This is a genomic window from Enterobacter sp. BNK-29, assembly GCF_048684785.1.
GTDB lineage: Bacteria > Pseudomonadota > Gammaproteobacteria > Enterobacterales > Enterobacteriaceae > Enterobacter > Enterobacter cloacae_M.
The window spans coordinates 3,332,256-3,355,114 of sequence record NZ_JBLQTU010000001.1; the positions used below are offsets into that span (position 1 = coordinate 3,332,256).

At 55.3% G+C, this 22,859-nt stretch carries 22 protein-coding genes; 21 read left to right on the plus strand and 1 reads right to left on the minus strand.

Translation table 11 applies throughout. The annotated features are described in order from the left end of the window. The first annotated feature begins 308 nt into the window (after positions 1-308). Genes phrB through nei form a run of 6 tightly spaced genes read left to right on the plus strand, consistent with a single transcriptional unit; the run spans position 309 to position 5,610 of the window. On the plus strand, positions 309-1,721 hold the full coding sequence (gene phrB / locus ACMGGX_RS15890) for a deoxyribodipyrimidine photo-lyase (protein ID WP_420298591.1): 1,413 nt from the start codon (positions 309-311) through the stop codon (positions 1,719-1,721). Between the two features lie 10 nt (positions 1,722-1,731). Then, entirely contained in the window at positions 1,732-2,475 is a 744-nt protein-coding gene (locus ACMGGX_RS15895; RefSeq protein WP_023310783.1) for a type 2 GTP cyclohydrolase I, read from the plus strand. Positions 2,476-2,489: 14 nt separating this feature from the next. Then, a complete protein-coding gene (gene pxpB, locus ACMGGX_RS15900) occupies positions 2,490-3,146 on the plus strand; it encodes a 5-oxoprolinase subunit PxpB (protein ID WP_181594616.1) in 657 nt (218 codons plus the stop codon). Further along, positions 3,140-4,072 (plus strand): 5-oxoprolinase subunit PxpC, encoded by a 933-nt coding sequence (pxpC, locus tag ACMGGX_RS15905; RefSeq protein ID WP_023310785.1) that lies wholly within the window; start codon positions 3,140-3,142, stop codon positions 4,070-4,072. The genes pxpB and pxpC overlap by 7 nt, the downstream gene beginning before the upstream one ends. Then, a complete protein-coding gene (gene pxpA, locus ACMGGX_RS15910; protein ID WP_420298592.1) occupies positions 4,059-4,799 on the plus strand; it encodes a 5-oxoprolinase subunit PxpA in 741 nt (246 codons plus the stop codon). Before pxpC ends, pxpA begins: the two co-directional genes overlap by 14 nt. A 19-nt stretch (positions 4,800-4,818) precedes the next feature. Beyond that, positions 4,819-5,610 (plus strand): endonuclease VIII, encoded by a 792-nt coding sequence (gene nei, locus ACMGGX_RS15915; protein ID WP_023310787.1) that lies wholly within the window; start codon positions 4,819-4,821, stop codon positions 5,608-5,610. 99 nt (positions 5,611-5,709) lie between these two features. On the opposite strand, the gene ACMGGX_RS15920 is transcribed toward nei, so the two are convergent. Continuing rightward, positions 5,710-6,993, minus strand: coding sequence for a citrate synthase (locus tag ACMGGX_RS15920; RefSeq protein WP_023310788.1), 1,284 nt, complete (start codon positions 6,991-6,993; stop codon positions 5,710-5,712). Between the two features lie 639 nt (positions 6,994-7,632). Between ACMGGX_RS15920 and sdhC the strand changes: the two genes are divergently transcribed. From sdhC to tolR, 15 genes are all read left to right on the plus strand, one after another. After that, entirely contained in the window at positions 7,633-8,037 is a 405-nt protein-coding gene (gene sdhC / locus ACMGGX_RS15925) for a succinate dehydrogenase cytochrome b556 subunit (RefSeq protein WP_020684965.1), read from the plus strand. After that, positions 8,031-8,378, plus strand: a complete 348-nt coding sequence (gene sdhD / locus ACMGGX_RS15930; RefSeq protein WP_008501088.1) for a succinate dehydrogenase membrane anchor subunit — start codon at positions 8,031-8,033, stop codon at positions 8,376-8,378. Before sdhC ends, sdhD begins: the two co-directional genes overlap by 7 nt. Further along, positions 8,378-10,144: a succinate dehydrogenase flavoprotein subunit gene (sdhA, locus tag ACMGGX_RS15935; RefSeq protein WP_420298593.1), complete on the plus strand. Its 1,767-nt coding sequence runs from the start codon at positions 8,378-8,380 to the stop codon at positions 10,142-10,144. Before sdhD ends, sdhA begins: the two co-directional genes overlap by 1 nt. Before the next feature lie 15 nt (positions 10,145-10,159). Next, a complete protein-coding gene (sdhB, locus tag ACMGGX_RS15940) occupies positions 10,160-10,876 on the plus strand; it encodes a succinate dehydrogenase iron-sulfur subunit SdhB (RefSeq protein ID WP_008501090.1) in 717 nt (238 codons plus the stop codon). Positions 10,877-11,146: 270 nt separating this feature from the next. Next, the gene (sucA, locus tag ACMGGX_RS15945; RefSeq protein ID WP_023334931.1) at positions 11,147-13,954 is read left to right on the plus strand and encodes a 2-oxoglutarate dehydrogenase E1 component; all 2,808 of its coding nucleotides are present in this window, start codon (positions 11,147-11,149) and stop codon (positions 13,952-13,954) included. Positions 13,955-13,968: 14 nt separating this feature from the next. Next, positions 13,969-15,189, plus strand: a complete 1,221-nt coding sequence (odhB, locus tag ACMGGX_RS15950; protein ID WP_063439318.1) for a 2-oxoglutarate dehydrogenase complex dihydrolipoyllysine-residue succinyltransferase — start codon at positions 13,969-13,971, stop codon at positions 15,187-15,189. 83 nt (positions 15,190-15,272) lie between these two features. Next, entirely contained in the window at positions 15,273-16,439 is a 1,167-nt protein-coding gene (sucC, locus tag ACMGGX_RS15955; protein ID WP_023310791.1) for an ADP-forming succinate--CoA ligase subunit beta, read from the plus strand. After that, positions 16,439-17,308 carry a succinate--CoA ligase subunit alpha gene (sucD, locus tag ACMGGX_RS15960; protein ID WP_008501094.1) on the plus strand — a complete coding sequence of 290 codons (870 nt, stop codon included), beginning with the start codon at positions 16,439-16,441 and terminating at the stop codon, positions 17,306-17,308. Before sucC ends, sucD begins: the two co-directional genes overlap by 1 nt. Positions 17,309-18,040: 732 nt before the next feature. Beyond that, entirely contained in the window at positions 18,041-19,609 is a 1,569-nt protein-coding gene (gene cydA, locus ACMGGX_RS15965; RefSeq protein WP_032661145.1) for a cytochrome ubiquinol oxidase subunit I, read from the plus strand. Positions 19,610-19,624: 15 nt separating this feature from the next. After that, on the plus strand, positions 19,625-20,764 hold the full coding sequence (cydB, locus tag ACMGGX_RS15970) for a cytochrome d ubiquinol oxidase subunit II (protein WP_348560772.1): 1,140 nt from the start codon (positions 19,625-19,627) through the stop codon (positions 20,762-20,764). Positions 20,765-20,778: 14 nt separating this feature from the next. Further along, positions 20,779-20,892: a cytochrome bd-I oxidase subunit CydX gene (gene cydX, locus ACMGGX_RS15975; RefSeq protein ID WP_003858598.1), complete on the plus strand. Its 114-nt coding sequence runs from the start codon at positions 20,779-20,781 to the stop codon at positions 20,890-20,892. Continuing rightward, positions 20,892-21,182, plus strand: coding sequence for a cyd operon protein YbgE (gene ybgE / locus ACMGGX_RS15980; protein WP_010428735.1), 291 nt, complete (start codon positions 20,892-20,894; stop codon positions 21,180-21,182). The genes cydX and ybgE overlap by 1 nt, the downstream gene beginning before the upstream one ends. A 148-nt stretch (positions 21,183-21,330) precedes the next feature. Continuing rightward, entirely contained in the window at positions 21,331-21,735 is a 405-nt protein-coding gene (gene ybgC / locus ACMGGX_RS15985; protein WP_003858593.1) for a tol-pal system-associated acyl-CoA thioesterase, read from the plus strand. Then, positions 21,732-22,424 (plus strand): Tol-Pal system protein TolQ, encoded by a 693-nt coding sequence (gene tolQ, locus ACMGGX_RS15990; protein WP_008501101.1) that lies wholly within the window; start codon positions 21,732-21,734, stop codon positions 22,422-22,424. Before ybgC ends, tolQ begins: the two co-directional genes overlap by 4 nt. A 3-nt stretch (positions 22,425-22,427) precedes the next feature. Then, complete coding sequence (gene tolR / locus ACMGGX_RS15995; protein WP_003858589.1) at positions 22,428-22,856, plus strand: colicin uptake protein TolR; 429 nt, start codon at positions 22,428-22,430, stop codon at positions 22,854-22,856. The last annotated feature ends 3 nt before the right edge of the window (positions 22,857-22,859 follow it).

Here is a 22,859-nt window from a genome sequence, read left to right on the forward strand (position 1 = left end):
TACCCGGGCTTGTGTCCACCGCCTTATCACCGGTGGTGAACGGTGGAGCGGTTAGCAGCAGGGACCGCATAATGAAACGCTATTTTTGCATCGCGTTCATTGTCGCCAGCGTACTCGTTGTAAAGAGCGATGAGCCGAATGGGTTTGTCGCTTTATCCTCGATAGCGCAGGACAAGTAGCGCTAAGGCCGCCTCGGGCGGCCTTTTTTATTTCATCCCGTCTACACTTCATGGCAAAGTAGTTCAATGCATGCTTTTTCCTTTTACGGCATGCCCTTACGGACATAATGGATAATTGCCTGGAGTTTTATGCCCACCCATCTGGTTTGGTTTCGCGCGGACCTGCGCGTACATGACAACATCGCCCTTGCGGCAGCCTGCCGCGCCAAAGACGGTAACGTACTGGCACTGTTTATGGCCACGCCCGAGCAGTGGCGGCAGCACGATATGGCCCCCCGGCAGGCGGCCTTGCTCCGGGCGTATCTGAACGATCTGCAGCACTCGCTTGCCGGAAAAGGCATACCGCTTCTCTATAAAGAGGTGGGTGATTTTGCCGCACAGCTTCAGACGGTTCAGGAGATCTGTAAGCAGCACAACGTCACGCATCTTTTTTACAACTATCAGTACGAATTCAACGAGCAGCAGCGCGACCGTCAGCTGGAGAAGATGCTGGAAGGGGTGGTCTGCGAAGGGTTTGATGACAGCGTGATGCTGGCACCGGGCAGCGTGATGACCGGCAACCACGAGATGTATAAAGTTTTTACGCCGTTCAAAAATGCCTTTATCAAACGTCTGAAAGAGGCGCTGCCGGAGTGCGTTGCCGCGCCTGCCGTGCGAGGCGAAGCCATAAAAGAGCTGCCTGAGCTGACGTTTGATTACCCTCAGCAGCCGTTTGATGAAACGCTTTTCCCCGCCGATGAGAAAGCGGCCATCGCCCAACTGCGCCAGTTCTGCAAGCAGGACGCGGCCAGTTACGACGCGCGTCGGGATTTTCCCGCCATCGAGGGCACCAGCCGCCTGTCGGCCTGTCTGGCGCTGGGCGCGATCTCACCGCGCCAGTGTTTGCATCGTCTGCTGGCGGAGCAGCCGCAGGCGTTGGAGGGCGGCGCAGGGTCTGTCTGGCTGAATGAGCTTATCTGGCGCGAGTTCTACCGCCATCTGATGACGTATCACCCTGATTTATGTAAACATCGGCCCTTCATTGGCTGGACCGATAATGTAAAGTGGCAATCGAATGATAAGCAGCTGAAAGCCTGGCAAAGTGGGCAGACGGGCTATCCAATAGTCGATGCCGCCATGCGTCAGCTTAATGAGACGGGGTGGATGCACAACCGCCTGCGGATGATTACCGCCAGCTTTCTGGTGAAGGATCTGCTTATCGACTGGCGTATCGGAGAGCGCTATTTTATCTCTCAGCTGATCGATGGCGATCTCGCGGCGAATAACGGCGGCTGGCAGTGGGCGGCCTCTACCGGCACCGATGCCGCGCCCTATTTTCGGATATTTAACCCGACCACTCAGGGACAAAAATTTGATGCGGACGGCGAGTTTATCCGCCGCTGGGTGCCTGAGCTTAACGGTATACCTGCTAAAGCGATCCACGAACCGTGGGCATGGGCGGATAAACAGCGTGTAAAGCTGGATTACCCTCGTCCGATTGTCGACCATAAACAGGCGCGTGTCGCCACGCTGGCGGCGTACGAAGCTGCCCGCAAAGCATAAGAGAGTGATGATGAAAAACAGCGAACTGGAAAGCCTGATTAACGAAAAACTGAACAGTACCTCTTTCAGCGATTACGGCCCGAACGGGCTCCAGGTTGAAGGCCGTGAGACGGTGCAAAAAATTATCACCGGCGTGACGGCAAGCCAGGCGCTGCTGGACGAGGCCGTTCGTCAGAACGCCGACGCGGTGATTGTTCATCACGGTTACTTCTGGAAAAACGAATCGCCGATTATTCGCGGGATGAAGCGCAATCGCCTGAAAACGCTGCTGGCAAATGACATCAACCTGTACGGCTACCATCTGCCGCTGGATGCGCACCCGGAGCTCGGCAACAACGTCCAGCTGGCGCAGCTACTGGGAATTACCGTGATGGGTGAAATTGAGCCGCTGGTGCCGTGGGGCGAGCTGGCGATGCCGGTTCCGGGGCTGGAGCTGGCCTCGTGGATTGAAGCGCGCCTGGGCCGTCGTCCGCTGTGGAGCGGTGATACCGGTCCGGATACGGTGAAGCGTGTCGCATGGTGTACCGGTGGCGGTCAGGGCTTTATCGACAGCGCCGCGCGTTTCGGCGTCGATGCTTTTATCACCGGCGAGGTTTCCGAGCAGACCATTCATTCGGCGCGTGAACAGGGGCTGCATTTTTACGCCGCTGGCCATCATGCCACCGAGCGCGGCGGCATTCGCGCCCTCAGCGAGTGGCTGACGGAAAATACCGATCTGGATGTGACCTTTATTGATATCCCTAACCCAGCCTGACGAGAGGTAGTTAAGTGCAGCGAGCGCGTTGTTATCTTCTGGGTGAAACCGCAGTGGTTCTGGAGCTTGAACCACCGGTGACGCTTGCCACGCAAAAGCGTATCTGGCGGCTGACCCAGCGTCTGGCCGAACTACCGGAGGTGGTTGAAGCCATTCCGGGTATGAATAACATAACCGTCGTGCTGCGTAGCCCGCATACCCTGGCGCTGGATGCCATTGAACGTTTGCAGCGCTGGTGGGAAGAGAGCGAGGCGCTGGAGCCGGAGTCGCGCGCCATTCAGATCCCGGTCGTTTATGGCGGTGCGGGTGGGCCAGATCTTGGCGTGGTGGCAGACCACTGCGGGTTAACAGAAAAGCAGGTTGTTGAGCTGCACAGCTCGGTTGACTACGTGGTCTGGTTCCTGGGGTTTCAGCCCGGATTCCCGTATCTGGGCGGATTATCTTCCCGGCTGCATACGCCACGCCGTGCCGAGCCGCGCGTGAGCGTGCCGGCGGGGACGGTAGCTATCGGCGGTGAGCAGACCGGCGTTTATCCGCTGACATCGCCTGGCGGCTGGCAGCTTATTGGGCATACCGCTACACCGTTATTTGAACCCGGGCTGGAGACGCCAATACTCCTGCGTCCCGGGGATACCCTTCGCTTTATTCCGCAGAAGGAGGGGGTATGTTAACGCTTATTCGCGCCGGGCTTTACACCTCCGTACAGGATGCAGGTCGCTTTGGTCTGCGCCAGTCGGGCGTGAGCTACTGCGGTGCGCTTGACCGTCCTTCGCTGGAGATTGCCAACCTGCTTGTGGGCAACGAAGGCAGCACGGCGGCGCTAGAAATTACGCTGGGTCAGTGTGTGATTGAGTTTGGTCAGGAAACCTGGTTTGCCTTAACCGGCGCAGGGTGTGATGCGACGCTGGATGGCAAAGCGGTGTGGACCGGCTGGCGGCTACGGGCCAAAGCCGGGCAGCGCCTGACGCTCAAACGTCCGCTGCACGGCGTGCGTAGCTATCTCGCGGTGGCTGGCGGCATTGACGTGCCGGAGGTGCTGGGTTCATCCAGTACCGATCAGAAGGCCGGGATCGGCGGTCACGAAGGACGTTTGTTGCGCGATGGCGATCGGCTGGCAATCAAACCCTCCGCGCGCCATTTCTCGACCACGCAGGGCGTAAAACAGCTGCTGTGGGGAAACCAGATCCGCGCCTTACCGGGGCCGGAATATCATGAGTTTGACGAGGCGTCTAAAGAGTCCTTCTGGCGCGCGCCGTGGAAGATCAGCCCGCAGAGTAACCGCATGGGCTACCGCCTTCAGGGGCAGCCGCTGACCCGCACGACGGACCGGGAGCTGCTCTCCCACGGTTTATTGCCTGGGGTTATTCAGGTGCCGGGAAACGGTCAGCCCATCGTGTTAATGAACGATGCACAAACTACCGGCGGCTATCCGCGCATTGCCTGCATCATTGAAGCGGATCGCTACCATCTGGCGCAAATTCCCCTCGGCCAGCCAATTCACTTCGTGCAGTGTTCGCTGGAGGAGGCGCTTAAGGCGCGGCAGGATCAGCAGCGTTATCTGGAGCAGCTGGCGTGGAGGCTTGATGGTAAAGATTGATTTGAACGCCGATCTGGGGGAGGGAAGCAGCGCTGATTCGGAACTGATGACCCTGGTCACCTCGGTCAATATCGCCTGCGGTTTCCACGCGGGTGATGCGCAAACCATGCTGGAGAGCGTACGTAATGCCATTAAAAACGGCGTCGCGATTGGGGCTCACCCCAGCTTTCCCGATCGGGAAAACTTTGGCCGTACGGCGATGGATCTGCCCCCTGAGACGGTCTACGCTCAGGTGCTCTACCAGATCGGCGCGCTTGAGGCGATGGTGCGTGCGGAGAACGGTGTGATGCGCCACGTGAAGCCGCACGGCATGCTCTACAATCAGGCGGCGAAAGCTCCGGCGCTGGCAGAGGCGATTGCCCGCGCGGTGCGGGACTGTAATCCGCAGCTGATTCTGGTAGGCCTTGCGGGCAGCGAGCTTATTCGTGCCGGAGAACGGCTGGGCCTGACCACCCGTCAGGAAGTGTTTGCCGATCGGGGATACCTGCCGGACGGCAGCTTGGTTCCACGTACGCAGGCCGGGGCGCTGCTTACCGACGAAGCTAAAGCGCTGGCGCAGACGCTTGAGATGGTGCGCACCGGGCGGGTGACCGCCGTGGACGGAACATTGGCGAACGTGCAGGCCGATACGGTGTGTTTACACGGCGACGGCGAGCATGCGCTCCAGTTCGCGCGCCGCTTGCGGGCAGCGTTTTCTGAAGAGGGTATCCTCGTCAGCGCCGAATAATGACGATAAGGACACAAAAATGCCTGAAGGTCCGGAGATCCGCCGCGCGGCGGATAGCCTGGAGGCGGCGATAAAGGGCAAACCCCTGACGGATGTCTGGTTTGCTTTTCCTCAGCTAAAACCGTTTGAATCACAGCTGGTGGGCCAGACGGTGACCCATATAGAAACGCGCGGCAAGGCCTTGCTCACGCACTTTTCCCATAACCTGACGTTATATAGCCATAACCAGCTTTACGGCGTCTGGCGCGTGGTGGAGGCGGACGAGCAGCCGCAAACCACCCGCGTGCTGCGCGTCAGGCTGCAAACGGCGGATAAAGCGATCCTGCTCTACAGCGCGTCGGATATCGAAATGTTAACGCCGGAGCAGCTGCTGACGCACCCGTTTCTACAGCGGGTCGGGCCGGACGTGCTGGACATGCGCCTGACGGCGAGCGACGTGAAGGCCCGGCTGTTATCACCTAAATTCCGTAACCGACAGTTTTCCGGCCTGTTCCTCGACCAGGCCTTTCTGGCCGGGCTGGGCAACTACCTGAGGGTAGAGATCCTCTGGGAAGTCGGGCTGGCGGCGCAGCATAAAGCATCTGAGCTGAATGATGAACAGCTGGAGGCGCTATCCCACGCGCTGCTGGATATTCCGCGGCTCTCGTACAACACGCGCGGCGTGGCGGATGAGAACACGCATCACGGGGCGCTGTTCCGCTTTAAGGTGTTTCATCGGGCGGGGAAAAAGTGCGAGCGGTGCGGTGGGATTATCGACAGGATTATGCTCTCTTCCAGACCTTTTTACTGGTGCCCGCACTGCCAGAAATAAAAGTAAAACGGTAACCCTTGGGTTACCGTTTTTAATGTTTTCACCCTCTCCCTGTGGGAGAGGGCCGGGGTGAGGGCATCAGGCCGCACCCAACATCTTTTAGCGCTTCAGGTCAGACTTAAAATCACGCTGCTCGTAGCCGGTATACAGCTGACGAGGACGGGCGATTTTCATGCCTTCGCTGTGCATTTCGTTCCAGTGCGCAATCCAGCCTACGGTACGGGCCATAGCGAAGATCACGGTGAACATGGAAGACGGAATGCCCATCGCTTTCAGAATAATGCCAGAGTAGAAATCGACGTTCGGGTAGAGTTTCTTCTCGATGAAGTACGGATCGTTCAGCGCGATGTGTTCCAGCTCCATCGCCACTTCCAGCAGATCATCTTTGGTACCCAGCTCTTTCAGCACTTCGTGGCAGGTCTCACGCATGACGGTGGCGCGCGGGTCGTAGTTTTTGTAAACACGGTGACCGAAGCCCATCAGGCGGAAGGAGTCATTCTTGTCTTTCGCGCGACGCACGAACTCAGGAATGTGCTCAACGGTGCTGATCTCTTCCAGCATCTTCAGTGCCGCTTCGTTCGCGCCGCCGTGCGCCGGTCCCCACAGGGAGGCGATGCCCGCAGCGATACAGGCGAACGGGTTCGCGCCTGAAGAGCCCGCGGTACGGACGGTAGAGGTAGACGCGTTCTGTTCGTGGTCAGCGTGCAGGATCAGAATACGGTCCATCGCGCGTTCCAGCACCGGGTTCACTTCGTACTCTTCGCACGGCGTGGAGAACATCATGCGCAGGAAGTTACCCGCGTAGGAGAGGTCGTTGCGCGGATACACAAACGGCTGGCCGATGGAGTATTTGTAACACATCGCCGCCATGGTAGGCATTTTGGACAGCAGGCGGAACGCCGCGATATCACGGTGACGCGGGTTATTCACGTCAAGGGAGTCGTGGTAGAACGCCGCCAGCGCACCGGTGATACCGCACATCACCGCCATCGGGTGAGAGTCACGGCGGAAAGCATGGAACAGACGGGTAATCTGCTCATGGATCATGGTGTGACGGGTCACGGTGGTTTTGAATTCATCGTACTGTGCCTGCGTCGGTTTTTCTCCGTTCAGCAGGATGTAGCACACTTCCAGATAGTTGGATTCGGTGGCTAACTGATCGATGGGGAAGCCGCGATGGAGCAGGATACCTTCGTCACCGTCAATGTAGGTGATTTTGGATTCGCAAGATGCGGTAGAGGTAAATCCAGGGTCAAAGGTGAATACACCTTTAGAGCCCAGCGTACGGATATCAATAACATCCTGACCGAGCGTGCCTTTTAGCACATCCAGTTCAATAGCAGTGTCACCATTTAGGGTGAGCGTTGCCTTTGTATCAGCCATTTACGGTCTCCTTAGCGCCTTATGCTTAAGACTGCGCTTTACCGGATTTGCTTTCAGCTGTTAATCACCGTTACCAGATTGTTATTTGGCTTACCGCTCAGCTCACGAGGACAAACCAGGGTACAGAGCTATGGCGCCTTGCAGGTAAACGAATGAAATATCAGTGAAACAACAGCAAATCAGCGTTTTTGCAGTCCGAATTATTCAAACCTGTATATCACTAATAACTGTCCTGATAACTTCGGTCAATACCATCACACTGTTACATAACTATTTGTCAGGTGAAAGAGAGACCTCATAACTTTTGCGCATTATATGCCTTTTCTGATGACGTTTGTAACAATATTGTTTAACATTTGTCAAATCAGATGATTAAAAATTAAAAAGATGTTGTTATCGTGACCCTGATCACTGTTCCAGAGAAAACCCGACAAACTGTATGTAGGTTAATTGTAATGATTTTGTGAACGGCCTATACTGCCGCCAGGTCTCCGGAACACCCTGCAATCCCGAGCCACCCAGCGTTGTAACGTGTCGTTTAAGCATCTGGAAGCAGTGTTTTGCATGACGCGCAGTTATAGAAAAGGAACGCTGCTTGACCCGCATCGCAGTCCGGAGGAAGGAAACAATAAGAACAGCATGTGGGCGTTATTCATGATAAGAAATGTGAAAAAACAAAGACCTGTCAATCTGGATCTCAAAACGATCCGGTTCCCTGTAACAGCAATAGCGTCCATTCTGCACCGTGTTTCTGGTGTGATTACGTTTGTGGCGGTCGGTATTTTACTGTGGTTACTGGGCACCAGCCTCTCTTCCCCTGAAGGATTCCTCCAGGCCTCTGCCATCATGAACAGCTTCTTCGTGAAATTCATCATGTGGGGCATTCTGACCGCGCTGGCGTACCACGTTGTCGTGGGTGTTCGCCATATGCTGATGGACTTTGGCTACCTGGAAGAGACTTTCGAAGCCGGGAAACGCTCCGCTAACATTTCATTTGTGATTACTGTCGTGCTTTCACTTCTCGCAGGAGTTCTCGTATGGTAAGCAACGCCTCCGCATTAGGACGCAACGGCGTACATGACTTCATTCTGGTCCGTGCTACCGCCATCGTTCTCACTCTTTACATCATCTATATGATCGGTTTCTTCGCGACCAGCGGCACGCTGACGTGGGAAATCTGGAGTGGGTTCTTCGGATCCGCCTTCACCAAAGTGTTCACCCTGCTGGCTCTGTTCTCCATCCTTATTCATGCCTGGATTGGCATGTGGCAGGTGTTGACCGATTACGTTAAACCGCTGGCGATTCGCCTCCCACTGCAGCTGGCCATTGTTGTTGCACTGGTGGTTTACGTTATTTATGGATTCGTTGTGGTGTGGGGTGTGTAATGAAACTGCCAGTCAGAGAATTTGATGCTGTTGTAATTGGTGCCGGTGGCGCAGGTATGCGTGCCGCACTGCAAATTTCCCAGAGCGGCCAGACCTGTGCGCTGCTCTCTAAAGTTTTCCCGACCCGTTCCCACACTGTGTCTGCGCAGGGCGGTATCACCGTTGCGCTGGGTAACTCCCATGAAGATAACTGGGAATGGCACATGTACGACACGGTAAAAGGTTCCGACTACATCGGCGACCAGGATGCCATCGAATATATGTGTAAAACCGGCCCGGAAGCGATTCTGGAGCTGGACCACATGGGTCTGCCGTTCTCCCGTCTGGAAAATGGCACTATCTATCAGCGTCCGTTTGGCGGCCAGTCGAAAAACTTCGGCGGCGATCAGGCGGCACGCACCGCGGCGGCGGCTGACCGTACCGGTCACGCACTGCTGCACACCCTGTATCAGCAGAACCTGAAAAACCATACCACCATCTTCTCCGAGTGGTACGCGCTGGATCTGGTGAAAAACGCCGATGGCGCAATTGTCGGCTGTACCGCGCTGTGCATCGAAACCGGTGAAGTGGTTTACTTCAAAGCCCGCGCTACCGTGCTGGCTACCGGCGGTGCAGGCCGTATCTATCAGTCCACCACCAACGCCCACATCAACACCGGTGACGGTGTCGGTATGGCTATCCGCGCGGGCGTGCCGGTGCAGGATATGGAGATGTGGCAGTTCCACCCAACCGGTATCGCCGGTGCGGGCGTTCTGGTAACAGAAGGCTGCCGCGGTGAAGGTGGTTACCTGCTGAACAAGCACGGCGAGCGCTTCATGGAGCGTTATGCCCCGAATGCGAAAGACCTGGCGGGTCGTGACGTGGTGGCGCGTTCCATCATGATCGAAATCCGTGAAGGCCGCGGCTGTGACGGCCCATGGGGTCCACACGCGAAGCTGAAGCTGGACCATCTGGGTAAAGAAGTTCTGGAGTCCCGTCTGCCGGGCATCCTGGAACTGTCCCGCACCTTCGCACACGTCGACCCGGTGAAAGAGCCGATTCCGGTTATCCCAACCTGCCACTACATGATGGGCGGTATTCCGACCAAAGTGACCGGTCAGGCACTGACCGTAAACGAGCAGGGCGAAGACGTGGTTATTCCTGGCCTGTTCGCGGTAGGCGAAATTGCCTGCGTATCCGTACACGGTGCAAACCGTCTGGGCGGCAACTCCCTGCTGGACCTGGTGGTGTTTGGTCGTGCAGTCGGTCTGCATCTGCAGGAATCCATTGCCGAGCAGGGCGCGCTGCGTGACGCGACCGACGACGAAATTGATGCCTCTCTTGAGCGCCTCAACCGCTGGAACGGTAACCGCAACGGCGAAGATCCGGTGGAAATCCGTAAAGCGCTGCAGGAATGCATGCAGCACAACTTCTCGGTATTCCGCGAAGGCGACGCGATGGCCAAAGGTCTTGAGGAGCTGAAAGCGATCCGCGAGCGTCTGAAAAATGCCCGTCTGGACGACACCTCCAGCGAATTCAACACCCAGCGCGTTGAGTGTCTGGAGCTGGATAACCTGATGGAAACCGCGTTCGCGACGGCGATGTCGGCAAACTTCCGTACCGAAAGCCGTGGCGCGCATAGCCGCTTCGACTTCCCGGATCGTGATGACGAAAACTGGCTGTGCCATTCCCTGTATCTGCCAGAGTCGGAATCCATGACGCGTCGTAGCGTCAATATGGAACCGAAACTGCGTCCGGCGTTCCCGCCGAAGATTCGTACTTACTAATGCGGAGACAGGATAATGAAACTCGAATTCTCAGTTTATCGTTATAACCCGGATGTTGATGACGCTCCGCGTATGCAGGACTACACCCTGGAAGCGGAAGAAGGTCGCGACATGATGCTGCTGGATGCCTTAATCCAGCTGAAAGAAAAAGATCCTACGCTGTCGTTCCGACGCTCCTGTCGTGAAGGGGTTTGTGGTTCTGACGGTGTGAACATGAACGGCAAAAATGGCCTGGCCTGCATTACGCCAATTTCAGCGCTGCAGCGTCCTGGTCAGAAAATTGTTATCCGTCCTCTGCCAGGCCTGCCGGTCGTGCGTGATTTGGTGGTAGACATGGGGCAATTCTATGCACAATATGAGAAGATTAAGCCTTACTTATTGAATAATGGGCAAAATCCACCCGCTCGCGAGCACTTACAGTCTCCTGAGCAGCGTGAAAAACTCGATGGGTTGTACGAGTGTATTCTCTGCGCATGCTGTTCAACGTCCTGCCCGTCGTTCTGGTGGAACCCGGACAAGTTTATCGGCCCGGCCGGTTTGCTGGCTGCCTATCGCTTCCTGATCGATAGCCGCGACACCGAAACCGATAGCCGTCTGGAAGGATTGAGTGACGCTTTCAGCGTATTCCGCTGCCATAGCATCATGAACTGCGTCAGTGTGTGTCCGAAGGGGCTGAACCCGACGCGCGCCATCGGCCATATTAAGTCGATGCTGCTGCAGCGCAGTGCGTAAGTATTGAGAGGGGAGCACTGTTCCCCTCACCCTAACCCTCTCCCTAAGGGAGAGGGGACAGATTGCAGGAAATCTTTAAAAACTGCCGACGGCATTCCCCCTCTCCCTTAGGGAGAGGGTAGGGGTGAGGGTAAAGACCCTTAGACAGTTTCTAAAGGTTCCTTCGCGGGCCAAAGTAAAAGAGCTCGCAGGTGAACCCCGGCACGTACACGTGGTGTGCGTGGTAGTTTCTACGGCGAAAGTAAGCATAAAAATGCTTAAGGGATCACGATGCAGAACGGCGCAATGAAAGCCTGGCTGGACTCTTCTTTCCTTTCTGGTGCGAACCAGAGCTGGATTGAACAGCTCTATGAAGACTTCTTAACCGATCCTGACTCAGTGGACGCAAACTGGCGTTCCATGTTCCAGCAGTTGCCTGGCACAGGGGTCAAACCGGATCAATTCCATTCCAAAACACGTGATTATTTCCGTCGTCTGGCGAAGGATGCCTCACGTTACTCTTCTGCGATTTCCGACCCTGACACCAATGCGAAGCAGGTTAAAGTCCTGCAGCTTATCAACGCTTATCGCTTCCGCGGTCACCAGCATGCGAATCTCGATCCGCTGGGACTGTGGAAACAAGACCGTGTGGCCGATCTCGATCCGGCATATCACGATCTGACCGAGGCCGATTTCCAGGAAAGCTTTAACGTAGGTTCCTTTGCCATCGGCAAAGACACGATGAAGCTGGGCGATCTGATTGACGCGCTCAAGCAAACCTACTGCGGCTCCATCGGCGCGGAATACATGCACATTACCTCTACCGAAGAGAAACGCTGGATCCAGCAGCGCATCGAATCCGTAGCGGGCCACGCGACCTTCTCGGCTGACGAGAAAAAACGCTTCCTGAACGAACTGACCGCAGCGGAAGGGCTTGAGCGCTATCTGGGCGCGAAATTCCCGGGCGCAAAACGCTTCTCGCTGGAAGGCGGCGACGCGCTGGTGCCAATGCTGAAAGAGCTGATTCGTCACGCAGGCAAGAGCGGCACCCGTGAAGTGGTACTGGGCATGGCGCACCGTGGTCGTCTGAACGTGCTGGTCAACGTGCTGGGTAAAAAACCTCAGGACCTGTTCGACGAGTTCGCGGGCAAACATAAAGAACACCTCGGCACCGGCGACGTGAAGTACCACATGGGCTTCTCGTCAGATATCGAAACCGAAGGCGGTCTGGTTCACCTGGCGCTGGCGTTTAACCCGTCACACCTGGAAATCGTTAGCCCGGTGGTTATCGGTTCCGTGCGTGCGCGTCTGGATCGTCTGGACGAGCCGAGCAGCAATAAAGTACTGCCAATTACCATCCACGGTGATGCGGCGGTAACAGGGCAGGGCGTGGTTCAGGAAACCCTGAACATGTCGAAAGCGCGTGGTTACGAAGTGGGCGGTACCGTTCGCATCGTGATCAACAACCAGGTGGGCTTTACCACCTCTAACCCGCTTGACGCGCGTTCTACCCCGTACTGCACCGACATCGGTAAGATGGTGCAGGCGCCAATCTTCCACGTTAACGCGGATGACCCGGAAGCCGTTGCTTTCGTTACCCGTCTGGCGCTGGATTTCCGTAATACCTTTAAACGCGATGTGTTCATTGACCTCTTCTGCTACCGCCGTCACGGCCACAACGAAGCGGACGAGCCAAGTGCAACCCAGCCGTTGATGTATCAGAAAATCAAAAAACACCCGACCCCGCGCAAAATCTATGCTGACAAGCTGGAGAGCGACAAAGTGACGACGCTGGAAGATGCGACCGAAATGGTCAACCTCTACCGCGACGCGCTGGATGCGGGTGAATGCGTGGTCAAAGAGCTGCGCCCGATGAACATGCACTCCTTTACCTGGTCGCCGTACCTCAACCACGAGTGGGATGAGAGCTACCCGAACAAGGTTGAGATGAAGCGCCTGCAGGAGCTGGCTAAACGCATCAGCACCGTACCGGACGCTATCGAGATGCAGTCTCGCGTGGCGAAAATCTACGCTGACCGTCAGTCCATGGCGGCAGGCGAGAAGCTGTTCGACTGGGGCGGTGCGGAAACGCTGGCCTACGCAACGCTGGTTGACGAAGGCATTCCTGTTCGTCTGTCCGGTGAAGATGCCGGCCGTGGGACCTTCTTCCACCGTCACGCGGTTGTTCACAACCAGTCCAACGGTTCAACCTACACCCCGCTGCAGCACGTGCACAACGGTCAGGGCCAGTTCAAGGTCTGGGACTCCGTGCTGTCTGAAGAAGCGGTTCTGGCCTTCGAATACGGTTATGCCACCGCTGAACCACGCACCCTGACCATCTGGGAAGCGCAGTTCGGTGACTTCGCCAACGGTGCGCAGGTGGTTATCGACCAGTTCATCTCCTCCGGCGAGCAGAAGTGGGGCCGTATGTGTGGCCTGGTAATGCTGCTGCCGCACGGTTATGAAGGTCAGGGTCCGGAGCACTCCTCCGCGCGTCTGGAACGTTATCTGCAGCTCTGCGCCGAGCAGAACATGCAGGTCTGCGTGCCGTCCACCCCGGCTCAGGTCTACCATATGCTGCGTCGCCAGGCGCTGCGCGGTATGCGCCGTCCGCTGGTGGTGATGTCGCCAAAATCCCTGCTGCGTCACCCGCTGGCGGTGTCGAGCCTGGAAGAACTGGCGAACGGTACCTTCCTGCCAGCCATCGGTGAAATTGACGAGCTGGATCCGCAGGGCGTGAAGCGCGTGGTGATGTGTTCTGGTAAGGTTTATTACGACCTGCTGGAACAGCGCCGCAAGAACGATCAGAAAGATGTCGCCATCGTGCGTATCGAACAGCTTTATCCGTTCCCGCATCAGGCGATGCAGGAAGTGCTGAAACAATATGCTCACGTACATGATTTTGTCTGGTGCCAGGAAGAGCCGCTCAACCAGGGCGCATGGTACTGCAGCCAGCATCATTTCCGTGAAGTGATTCCATTTGGGTCAGCCCTGCGCTATGCAGGTCGCCCGGCCTCCGCCTCTCCGGCGGTAGGGTATATGTCCGTTCACCAGAAGCAGCAACAAGATCTGGTCAATGACGCGCTGAACGTCGATTAATTAAAGGATACAAAATGAGTAGCGTAGATATTCTTGTTCCCGACCTGCCTGAATCCGTAGCAGATGCGACCGTCGCTACCTGGCACAAAAAACCAGGCGATGCCGTTAAGCGCGATGAAGTGCTGGTAGAAATCGAAACTGACAAAGTGGTACTGGAAGTACCGGCTTCGGCGGATGGCGTTCTGGACGCGGTGCTGGAAGATGAAGGTACCACCGTAACCTCTCGTCAGATCCTGGGTCGCCTGCGTGAAGGCAACAGCGCGGGCAAAGAGTCCAGCGCGAAATCTGAAGAGAAAGCCTCTACGCCGGCTCAGCGCCAGCAGGCTTCTCTGGAAGAACAGTCTAACGACGCCCTCAGCCCGGCGATCCGTCGCCTGCTGGCTGAACACAGCCTCGACCCGGCAGCCATCAAAGGCACCGGTGTGGGCGGCCGTCTGACCCGCGAAGACATCGACAAACACCTGGCGAAAGCGCCTGCTCAGGCAGAAGCGAAAGCCCCTGCTCAGGCACCGGCAGCACAGCCTGCTCTGGGTGCCCGCAGCGAAAAACGCGTGCCGATGACTCGTCTGCGCAAGCGCGTGGCCGAGCGTCTGCTGGAAGCGAAAAACTCCACCGCGATGCTGACCACCTTCAACGAAGTGAACATGAAGCCAATCATGGATCTGCGCAAGCAGTACGGTGACGCGTTTGAAAAACGTCACGGTATCCGTCTGGGCTTTATGTCCTTCTACGTGAAAGCGGTAGTTGAAGCGCTGAAACGCTACCCGGAAGTGAACGCGTCTATTGACGGCGATGACGTGGTTTACCACAACTATTTCGACGTCAGCATGGCGGTTTCTACTCCACGCGGCCTGGTAACGCCGGTTCTGCGTGATGTGGATACCCTGGGTATGGCTGACATCGAGAAAAACATTAAAGAGCTGGCTGTTAAAGGCCGCGACGGCAAGCTGACCGTAGACGACCTGACCGGCGGTAACTTCACCATTACCAACGGCGGCGTATTCGGCTCGCTGATGTCTACCCCGATCATTAACCCGCCGCAGAGCGCGATCCTGGGTATGCATGCCATTAAAGATCGCCCGATGGCGGTAGACGGTAAAGTTGAGATCCTGCCAATGATGTACCTGGCGCTCTCTTACGATCACCGCCTGATCGACGGCCGCGAGTCCGTGGGCTTCCTGGTCGCGATTAAAGAGCTGCTGGAAGATCCAACCCGTCTGCTGCTGGACGTCTAGTTTTGCAGTCTTGCCCGGCGGCGTATGGCTGCCGGGCCAATAAAAGCACGACCTAACGATTACCTGAAGGATGGATAGAACACATGAACTTACATGAATATCAGGCCAAACAGCTGTTTGCCCGGTATGGCTTACCGGCTCCGGTGGGTTATGCCTGTACTACCCCGCGTGAAGCAGAAGAAGCCGCATCTAAAATCGGTTCCGGCCCTTGGGTAGTTAAGTGTCAGGTTCACGCTGGTGGCCGTGGTAAAGCGGGCGGTGTGAAGGTTGTTAAGAGCAAAGAAGAGATTCGTGCGTTTGCTGAACATTGGCTCGGCAAGCGTCTGGTAACGTACCAGACAGATGCGAACGGCCAGCCGGTTAACCAGATCCTGGTTGAAGCGGCGACCGACATCGCGAAAGAACTGTACCTGGGCGCGGTTGTTGACCGTAGCTCCCGTCGCGTGGTGTTCATGGCGTCTACCGAAGGCGGCGTGGAAATCGAAAAAGTGGCGGAAGAAACCCCGCACCTGATCCACAAAGTGGCAATCGATCCGCTGGCGGGCCCAATGCCTTACCAGGGTCGCGAGCTGGCGTTCAAACTGGGCCTGGAAGGCAAGCTGGTTCAGCAGTTCACCAAGATCTTCATGGGTCTGGCGAACATCTTCCTGGAGCGCGACCTGGCGCTGATCGAGATCAATCCGCTGGTGATCACCACTCAGGGCGACCTGATCTGCCTCGATGGCAAGCTGGGCGCTGACGGTAACGCGCTGTTCCGCCAGTCGGATCTGCGCGAAATGCGCGACCAGTCTCAGGAAGATCCGCGTGAAGCGCAGGCTGCACAGTGGGAGCTGAACTACGTAGCGCTGGACGGCAACATCGGCTGCATGGTTAACGGTGCGGGCCTGGCAATGGGCACCATGGACATCGTTAAGCTGCACGGCGGTGAACCAGCAAACTTCCTCGACGTAGGCGGTGGCGCAACCAAAGAGCGCGTAACCGAAGCGTTCAAAATCATTCTCTCTGACGACAACGTGAAGGCCGTTCTGGTTAACATCTTCGGCGGCATCGTTCGTTGCGACCTGATCGCCGACGGTATCATCGGTGCGGTAGAAGAAGTGGGTGTTAACGTTCCGGTTGTTGTGCGTCTGGAAGGTAACAACGCTGAACTCGGCGCGAAAAAACTGGCTGACAGCGGCCTGAATATTATTGCAGCGAAAAGTCTGACGGATGCAGCTCAGCAGGTTGTTGCCGCAGTGGAGGGGAAATAATGTCAGTTTTAATTAATAAAGATACCAAGGTTATCTGCCAGGGCTTCACCGGTAGCCAGGGGACTTTCCACTCAGAACAGGCGATTGCCTACGGCACGCAGATGGTTGGCGGCGTAACGCCAGGTAAAGGCGGTACTACGCACCTGGGCCTGCCGGTATTCAACACCGTGCGTGAAGCCGTAGAAGCGACGGGCGCAACCGCGACCGTGATCTACGTTCCGGCACCGTTCTGCAAAGACTCCATTCTGGAAGCGATCGACGCAGGCATCAAACTGATCATCACTATTACTGAAGGCATCCCGACGCTGGATATGCTGACCGTGAAGGTGAAGCTGGATGAAGCAGGCGTGCGCATGATCGGCCCGAACTGCCCTGGCGTTATCACCCCGGGCGAGTGCAAAATCGGCATCATGCCGGGCCACATTCACAAGCCGGGTAAAGTGGGCATCGTGTCCCGTTCCGGTACGCTGACCTATGAAGCAGTGAAGCAGACCACCGATTACGGCTTCGGCCAGTCCACCTGCGTGGGCATCGGCGGTGACCCGATCCCGGGCTCTAACTTCATCGACATCCTGAAGCTGTTCCAGGAAGATCCACAGACCGAAGCGATCGTGATGATCGGTGAGATCGGCGGTAGCGCGGAAGAAGAAGCCGCTGCTTACATCAAAGAACACGTCACCAAGCCAGTTGTCGGTTACATCGCGGGTGTGACCGCGCCGAAAGGCAAGCGTATGGGTCACGCAGGCGCGATCATCGCCGGCGGTAAAGGTACGGCTGATGAGAAATTCGCAGCGCTGGAAGCCGCAGGCGTGAAAACCGTTCGCAGCCTGGCGGATATCGGCGAAGCACTGAAATCCATCATTAAGTAAGTCCTCTCTGCTCCCCGAAAGGGGGGCGTTGAAGTATAAAAATGTCCGTTTCGACATGGTTGGCCGCTGTAAAGCGGCCTTTTTTATTGCCTCTCGGGCGACATGCAATAGTCACTAAATGGTGTTAATTAGAGAGGGGGATAAAAGTAAAATAATTGTTATTTATTTACCTTAAAGAGAGCGGATGGAAAAAAACGAAAAACGCACTAAAATTTATGTCCTGAATAAATTAGGCATTCGGGCTTCTGAGTTAATAAAAATCACTTCTGTTTATATTCATCAATCGACTTGATAACCTTAATTGTATTTTATATACATATCTTTAACATGGTTTTTACTATGTTCACCGCATCAAAACACATTTAACACAACGGATTGTTTTTGATTTAAATCAATGTTTAATCCTTGGAAAAACCCATCAAAAGGCGGTAAATTGTCCCCGATCAAAATGGCCGAAAAGTGGTAATTTTGCTATAAATTGATCGCCGTCGAAAAACGTAAATGTGATTCAATAAAAACCTGTTTATTGTAAGGGTTTTGCAGCGTATTATATTTGCGGGATCAATTTGAGTTTTTTATTAACGTATTTGTAACCTCACGTCATCGTTTTTATCCTCCTTCAGGGTAATAACGACGACAAGGATGCGAATAATTTGTATTGGGGCATGCGTGTGGATCTCTCTCTGACGGGGTTCACTCTCGGAGTCTTCATGCGATGAGCAAGGAGTCATGATGTTAGATATAGTCGAACTGTCGCGCTTACAGTTTGCCTTGACCGCGATGTACCACTTCCTGTTTGTGCCACTGACGCTCGGTATGGCGTTCCTGCTGGCCATTATGGAAACGGTATACGTTCTCTCCGGCAAACAGATTTATAAAGATATGACCAAGTTCTGGGGCAAGTTGTTTGGTATCAACTTCGCGCTGGGCGTGGCAACCGGTTTGACCATGGAGTTCCAGTTCGGGACTAACTGGTCTTACTATTCCCACTATGTCGGGGATATCTTCGGTGCGCCGCTGGCCATTGAAGGTCTGATGGCATTCTTCCTCGAATCCACCTTTGTAGGTCTGTTCTTCTTCGGCTGGGACCGTCTGGGTAAAGTCCAGCATATGGCGGTAACCTGGCTGGTGGCATTAGGTTCGAACCTGTCCGCGCTGTGGATCCTGGTGGCGAACGGCTGGATGCAGAACCCTATCGCGTCTGATTTCAACTTCGAAACCATGCGTATGGAGATGGTCAGCTTTGCCGAGCTGGTCCTGAACCCGGTTGCGCAGGTTAAATTCGTTCACACCGTCGCTTCTGGCTACGTGTGCGGCGCGATGTTTATCCTGGGTATCAGCTCTTACTACATGCTGCGCGGTCGTGACTTCGCGTTTGCTAAGCGCTCCTTTGCTATCGCTGCAAGCTTCGGTATGGCTGCAATCCTCTCTGTTATCGTTCTGGGTGATGAATCCGGTTACGAAATGGGTGACGTGCAGAAAACCAAACTGGCCGCCATCGAAGCCGAATGGGAAACCCAACCGGCGCCTGCTGCCTTTACGCTGTTCGGCATTCCCGATCAGGACGCGCAGGAAAACCGCTTCGCCATTCAGATCCCTTACGCGCTGGGTATCATCGCCACCCGTTCTGTTGATAAGCAGGTGACAGGTCTGAAAGAGCTGATGGTTCAGCACGAAGAGCGTATCCGTAACGGTATGAAAGCCTACTCGCTGCTGGAACAGCTGCGTGCCGGTTCTACCGACCAGGCCGTTCGCGACCAGTTCAACAACGTGAAGAAAGATCTGGGTTACGGTCTGCTGCTGAAGCGTTATACCCCGAACGTTTCTGATGCGACAGAAGCGCAGATCCAGATGGCAACCAAAGATTCGATTCCACGCGTTGCGCCACTGTACTTCGCATTCCGTATCATGGTGGGCTGCGGCATCATCATGCTGCTGATCATTGCGGCGTCCTTCTGGTCCGTGATTCGCAACCGCATCGGCGAGAAAAAATGGCTGCTGCGCACCGCGCTGTACGGTATTCCACTGCCGTGGATCGCTATCGAATCCGGCTGGTTTGTTGCGGAGTACGGCCGTCAGCCATGGGCGATTGGTGAGGTACTGCCAACGGCGGTAGCGAACTCGTCCCTGACCGCAGGCGACCTGATCTTCTCCATGCTGCTGATCTGTGGTCTGTACACCCTGTTCCTGGTGGCTGAACTGTTCCTGATGTTCAAGTTCGCGCGCCTTGGCCCAAGCAGCCTGAAAACCGGTCGCTATCACTACGAGCAGTCCACTGCGACTACTCAGCCGGCACGCTAAGACAGGAGTCATCAAATGATCGATTATGAAGTATTGCGTTTTATCTGGTGGCTGTTGATCGGCGTTCTGCTGATCGGTTTTGCCGTCACGGATGGTTTCGACATGGGGGTGGGGATGCTCACCCGTTTCCTCGGTCGTAATGACACCGAGCGTCGAATCATGATCAACTCCATTGCCCCTCACTGGGACGGTAACCAGGTGTGGCTGATCACCGCTGGCGGCGCGCTGTTCGCTGCCTGGCCGATGGTCTACGCGGCTGCGTTCTCCGGCTTCTACGTGGCGATGATTCTGGTGCTGGCCTCTTTATTCTTCCGTCCGGTTGGTTTCGACTACCGTTCCAAGATTGAAGACACCCGCTGGCGCAACATGTGGGACTGGGGCATCTTTATCGGTAGCTTCGTTCCACCGCTGGTGATCGGCGTGGCGTTCGGTAACCTGCTGCAGGGCGTACCGTTCCACCTGGACGAATACATGCGTCTTTACTACACCGGTAACTTCTTCCAGCTGCTGAATCCGTTTGGTCTGCTGGCCGGCGTGGTGAGCGTGTCGATGATCATCACTCAGGGCGCAACCTATCTGCAGATGCGTACGGTTGGTGAACTGCACCTGCGTTCTCGCGCGACGGCTCAGGTCGCTGCGCTGGTCACGCTGGTTTGCTTTGCACTGGCCGGCGTGTGGGTGGTGTACGGCATTGATGGCTACGTGGTGACGTCTGCAATCAACCATACTGCGCCGTCTAATCCGCTGACCAAAGAAGTGGCGCGTCAGGCAGGTGCATGGCTGGTGAACTTTAACAATACCCCTGCGCTGTGGGCTATCCCGGCTCTGGGCGTATTGCTGCCGCTGCTGACCGTGTTGACGTCTCGTCTGGAGAAAGGCGCGCTGGCGTTCGTGTTCTCATCACTGACCCTGGCATGCATCATCCTGACGGCGGGTATTGCGATGTTCCCATTCGTCATGCCATCCAGCACCATGCTGAATGCTAGCCTGACCATGTGGGACGCAACGTCCAGCCATATGACGCTGAACCTGATGACGTATGTTGCTTGCGTGTTCGTTCCGATTGTTCTGGCTTACACCATCTGGTGTTACTGGAAAATGTTCGGTCGTATCACTAAAGAACATATCGAAAGCAACACCCACTCTATGTACTAAGTAAGGAGCTGAATATGTGGTATTTCGCATGGATTTTAGGGACGCTTCTTGCCTGTGCATTTGGTGTCATCACTGCCCTGGCGCTTGAGCACGTTGAAGCGACCAAAGCGGGTGAAGAAAAACACTGATGAATATTATCGCGACGCTTTACGCGGTAATGGACAAGCGCCCGTTACGGGCGCTTTCTTTAGTGATGGCATTACTGCTGGCAGGTTGTATCTTCTGGGACCCTTCGCGCTTTGCAGCGAAAACCAGCGAGCTTGAAATCTGGCACGGCTTTCTCATTATGTGGGCGGTGTGCGCAGGTGTGATCCACGGCGTGGGCTTTCGTCCGAAAGCCGTTCACTGGCAGGGAATTTTTTGCCCGCTGATTGCCGATCTGGTGCTTCTCGCCGGTTTGATTTTCTTCTTCTTCTGAATAAGAAATGTCCGTTAACGTTATGGGCTTACCCGAGCCCATAAAAATTTACTCTCCGTTTACTTTCTCCCATTCCCAACCCTCTTTCCCGCGCGTATAGTAGCGAAGTTTAAAAGCATTAACTTTTGTTGCATTACCGGGATGTAAAGTGAATACAACGCTGTTTCGATGGCCGGTTCGTGTCTATTACGAAGATACCGATGCCGGTGGTGTGGTTTACCACGCCAGCTACGTTGCTTTTTATGAACGGGCACGCACAGAGATGCTGCGCCATCATCACTTTAGTCAACAGGTGCTGTTGGCTGAGCGAGTTGCCTTCGTGGTACGCAAGATGACGCTTGAGTATTTTGCGCCTGCCAGACTCGACGATATGCTCGAAGTCCAAACTGAAATTACATCAATGCGCGGGACCTCACTGGTTTTCACGCAGCGGATAGTCAACGCAGAGAATACCGTACTGAACTCAGCTGAAGTGCTGATTGTTTGTGTTGATCCAACCATAATGAAGCCTCGTGCGCTTCCTAAGTCTATTGTCGCGGAGTTTAAGCAGTGACTGACATGAATATCCTTGATTTGTTCCTGAAGGCAAGCCTTCTGGTTAAACTTATCATGTTGATTTTGATTGGTTTTTCAATCGCATCCTGGGCCATCATCATCCAGAGAACGCGTATCCTCAATGCCGCTGGCCGTGAAGCTGAAGCGTTTGAAGATAAGTTCTGGTCGGGTATTGAGCTTTCTCGTCTGTATCAGGAAAGCCAGGGGCGCCGTGAAAACCTTACAGGCTCCGAGCAAATTTTTTATAGCGGTTTCAAAGAGTTTGCTCGTCTGCATCGTGCAAACAATCATGCTCCGGAAGCGGTGGTAGAAGGTGCCTCGCGTGCGATGCGCATCTCTATGAACCGCGAGCTGGAAAATCTCGAAACGCATATTCCATTCCTCGGCACTGTCGGTTCCATCAGCCCGTATATCGGCCTGTTTGGTACCGTGTGGGGGATCATGCACGCCTTTATCGCGCTGGGCGCGGTGAAGCAGGCGACGTTGCAGATGGTTGCACCGGGTATCGCTGAAGCACTGATTGCGACCGCTATCGGTCTGTTTGCGGCAATTCCTGCGGTTATGGCTTACAACCGTCTGAACCAGCGCGTGAACAAACTGGAACTGAACTACGACAACTTTATGGAAGAGTTCACAGCGATTCTGCACCGTCAGGCGTTTACCAGCACCGAGAGCAACAAGGGGTAAACCATGGCCAGATCGCGTGGACGAGGTCGTCGCGAGCTCAAGTCCGAAATCAATATCGTTCCACTGCTGGACGTCCTGCTGGTACTGCTGCTGATCTTCATGGCGACAGCGCCAATCATTACCCAGAGTGTGGAGGTGGATCTGCCGGATGCGACAGAATCACAGGCGGTGAGCACCAATGACGATCCTCCGGTTATCATTGAGGTTTCCGGCGTAGGGCAATACAGCGTCGTGGTTGAGAAAGATCGTATGGATCAGCTGCCGCCTGAGCAGGTTATTGCTGAAGCGCAGCGTCGTCTGGAGTCAAATCCGAAAACGGTCTTCTTAATCGGTGGCGCGAAAGACGTACCCTACGATGAAATTATTAAAGCGCTGAACTTGCTACATAGTGCGGGTGTTAAGTCAGTTGGCTTAATGACCCAACCTATTTGATCA

Excerpts from the sequence above, each read along its gene's own strand:
- pxpC (WP_023310785.1), top strand. The coding sequence starts at position 3,140 with ATGTTAACGCTTATTCGCGCCGGGCTTTACACCTCCGTACAGGATGCA.
- nei (WP_023310787.1), top strand. The coding sequence starts at position 4,819 with ATGCCTGAAGGTCCGGAGATCCGCCGCGCGGCGGATAGCCTGGAGGCG.
- ACMGGX_RS15920 (WP_023310788.1), bottom strand. The coding sequence starts at position 6,993 with ATGGCTGATACAAAGGCAACGCTCACCCTAAATGGTGACACTGCTATT.
- sdhB (WP_008501090.1), top strand. The coding sequence starts at position 10,160 with ATGAAACTCGAATTCTCAGTTTATCGTTATAACCCGGATGTTGATGAC.
- sdhD (WP_008501088.1), top strand. The coding sequence starts at position 8,031 with ATGGTAAGCAACGCCTCCGCATTAGGACGCAACGGCGTACATGACTTC.
- sdhA (WP_420298593.1), top strand. The coding sequence starts at position 8,378 with ATGAAACTGCCAGTCAGAGAATTTGATGCTGTTGTAATTGGTGCCGGT.
- ACMGGX_RS15895 (WP_023310783.1), top strand. The coding sequence starts at position 1,732 with ATGAAAAACAGCGAACTGGAAAGCCTGATTAACGAAAAACTGAACAGT.
- cydB (WP_348560772.1), top strand. The coding sequence starts at position 19,625 with ATGATCGATTATGAAGTATTGCGTTTTATCTGGTGGCTGTTGATCGGC.
- pxpA (WP_420298592.1), top strand. The coding sequence starts at position 4,059 with ATGGTAAAGATTGATTTGAACGCCGATCTGGGGGAGGGAAGCAGCGCT.
- sucC (WP_023310791.1), top strand. The coding sequence starts at position 15,273 with ATGAACTTACATGAATATCAGGCCAAACAGCTGTTTGCCCGGTATGGC.
- cydX (WP_003858598.1), top strand. The coding sequence starts at position 20,779 with ATGTGGTATTTCGCATGGATTTTAGGGACGCTTCTTGCCTGTGCATTT.
- odhB (WP_063439318.1), top strand. The coding sequence starts at position 13,969 with ATGAGTAGCGTAGATATTCTTGTTCCCGACCTGCCTGAATCCGTAGCA.
- ybgE (WP_010428735.1), top strand. The coding sequence starts at position 20,892 with ATGAATATTATCGCGACGCTTTACGCGGTAATGGACAAGCGCCCGTTA.
- cydA (WP_032661145.1), top strand. The coding sequence starts at position 18,041 with ATGTTAGATATAGTCGAACTGTCGCGCTTACAGTTTGCCTTGACCGCG.
- sucD (WP_008501094.1), top strand. The coding sequence starts at position 16,439 with ATGTCAGTTTTAATTAATAAAGATACCAAGGTTATCTGCCAGGGCTTC.
- tolR (WP_003858589.1), top strand. The coding sequence starts at position 22,428 with ATGGCCAGATCGCGTGGACGAGGTCGTCGCGAGCTCAAGTCCGAAATC.
- sdhC (WP_020684965.1), top strand. The coding sequence starts at position 7,633 with ATGTGGGCGTTATTCATGATAAGAAATGTGAAAAAACAAAGACCTGTC.
- phrB (WP_420298591.1), top strand. The coding sequence starts at position 309 with ATGCCCACCCATCTGGTTTGGTTTCGCGCGGACCTGCGCGTACATGAC.
- sucA (WP_023334931.1), top strand. The coding sequence starts at position 11,147 with ATGCAGAACGGCGCAATGAAAGCCTGGCTGGACTCTTCTTTCCTTTCT.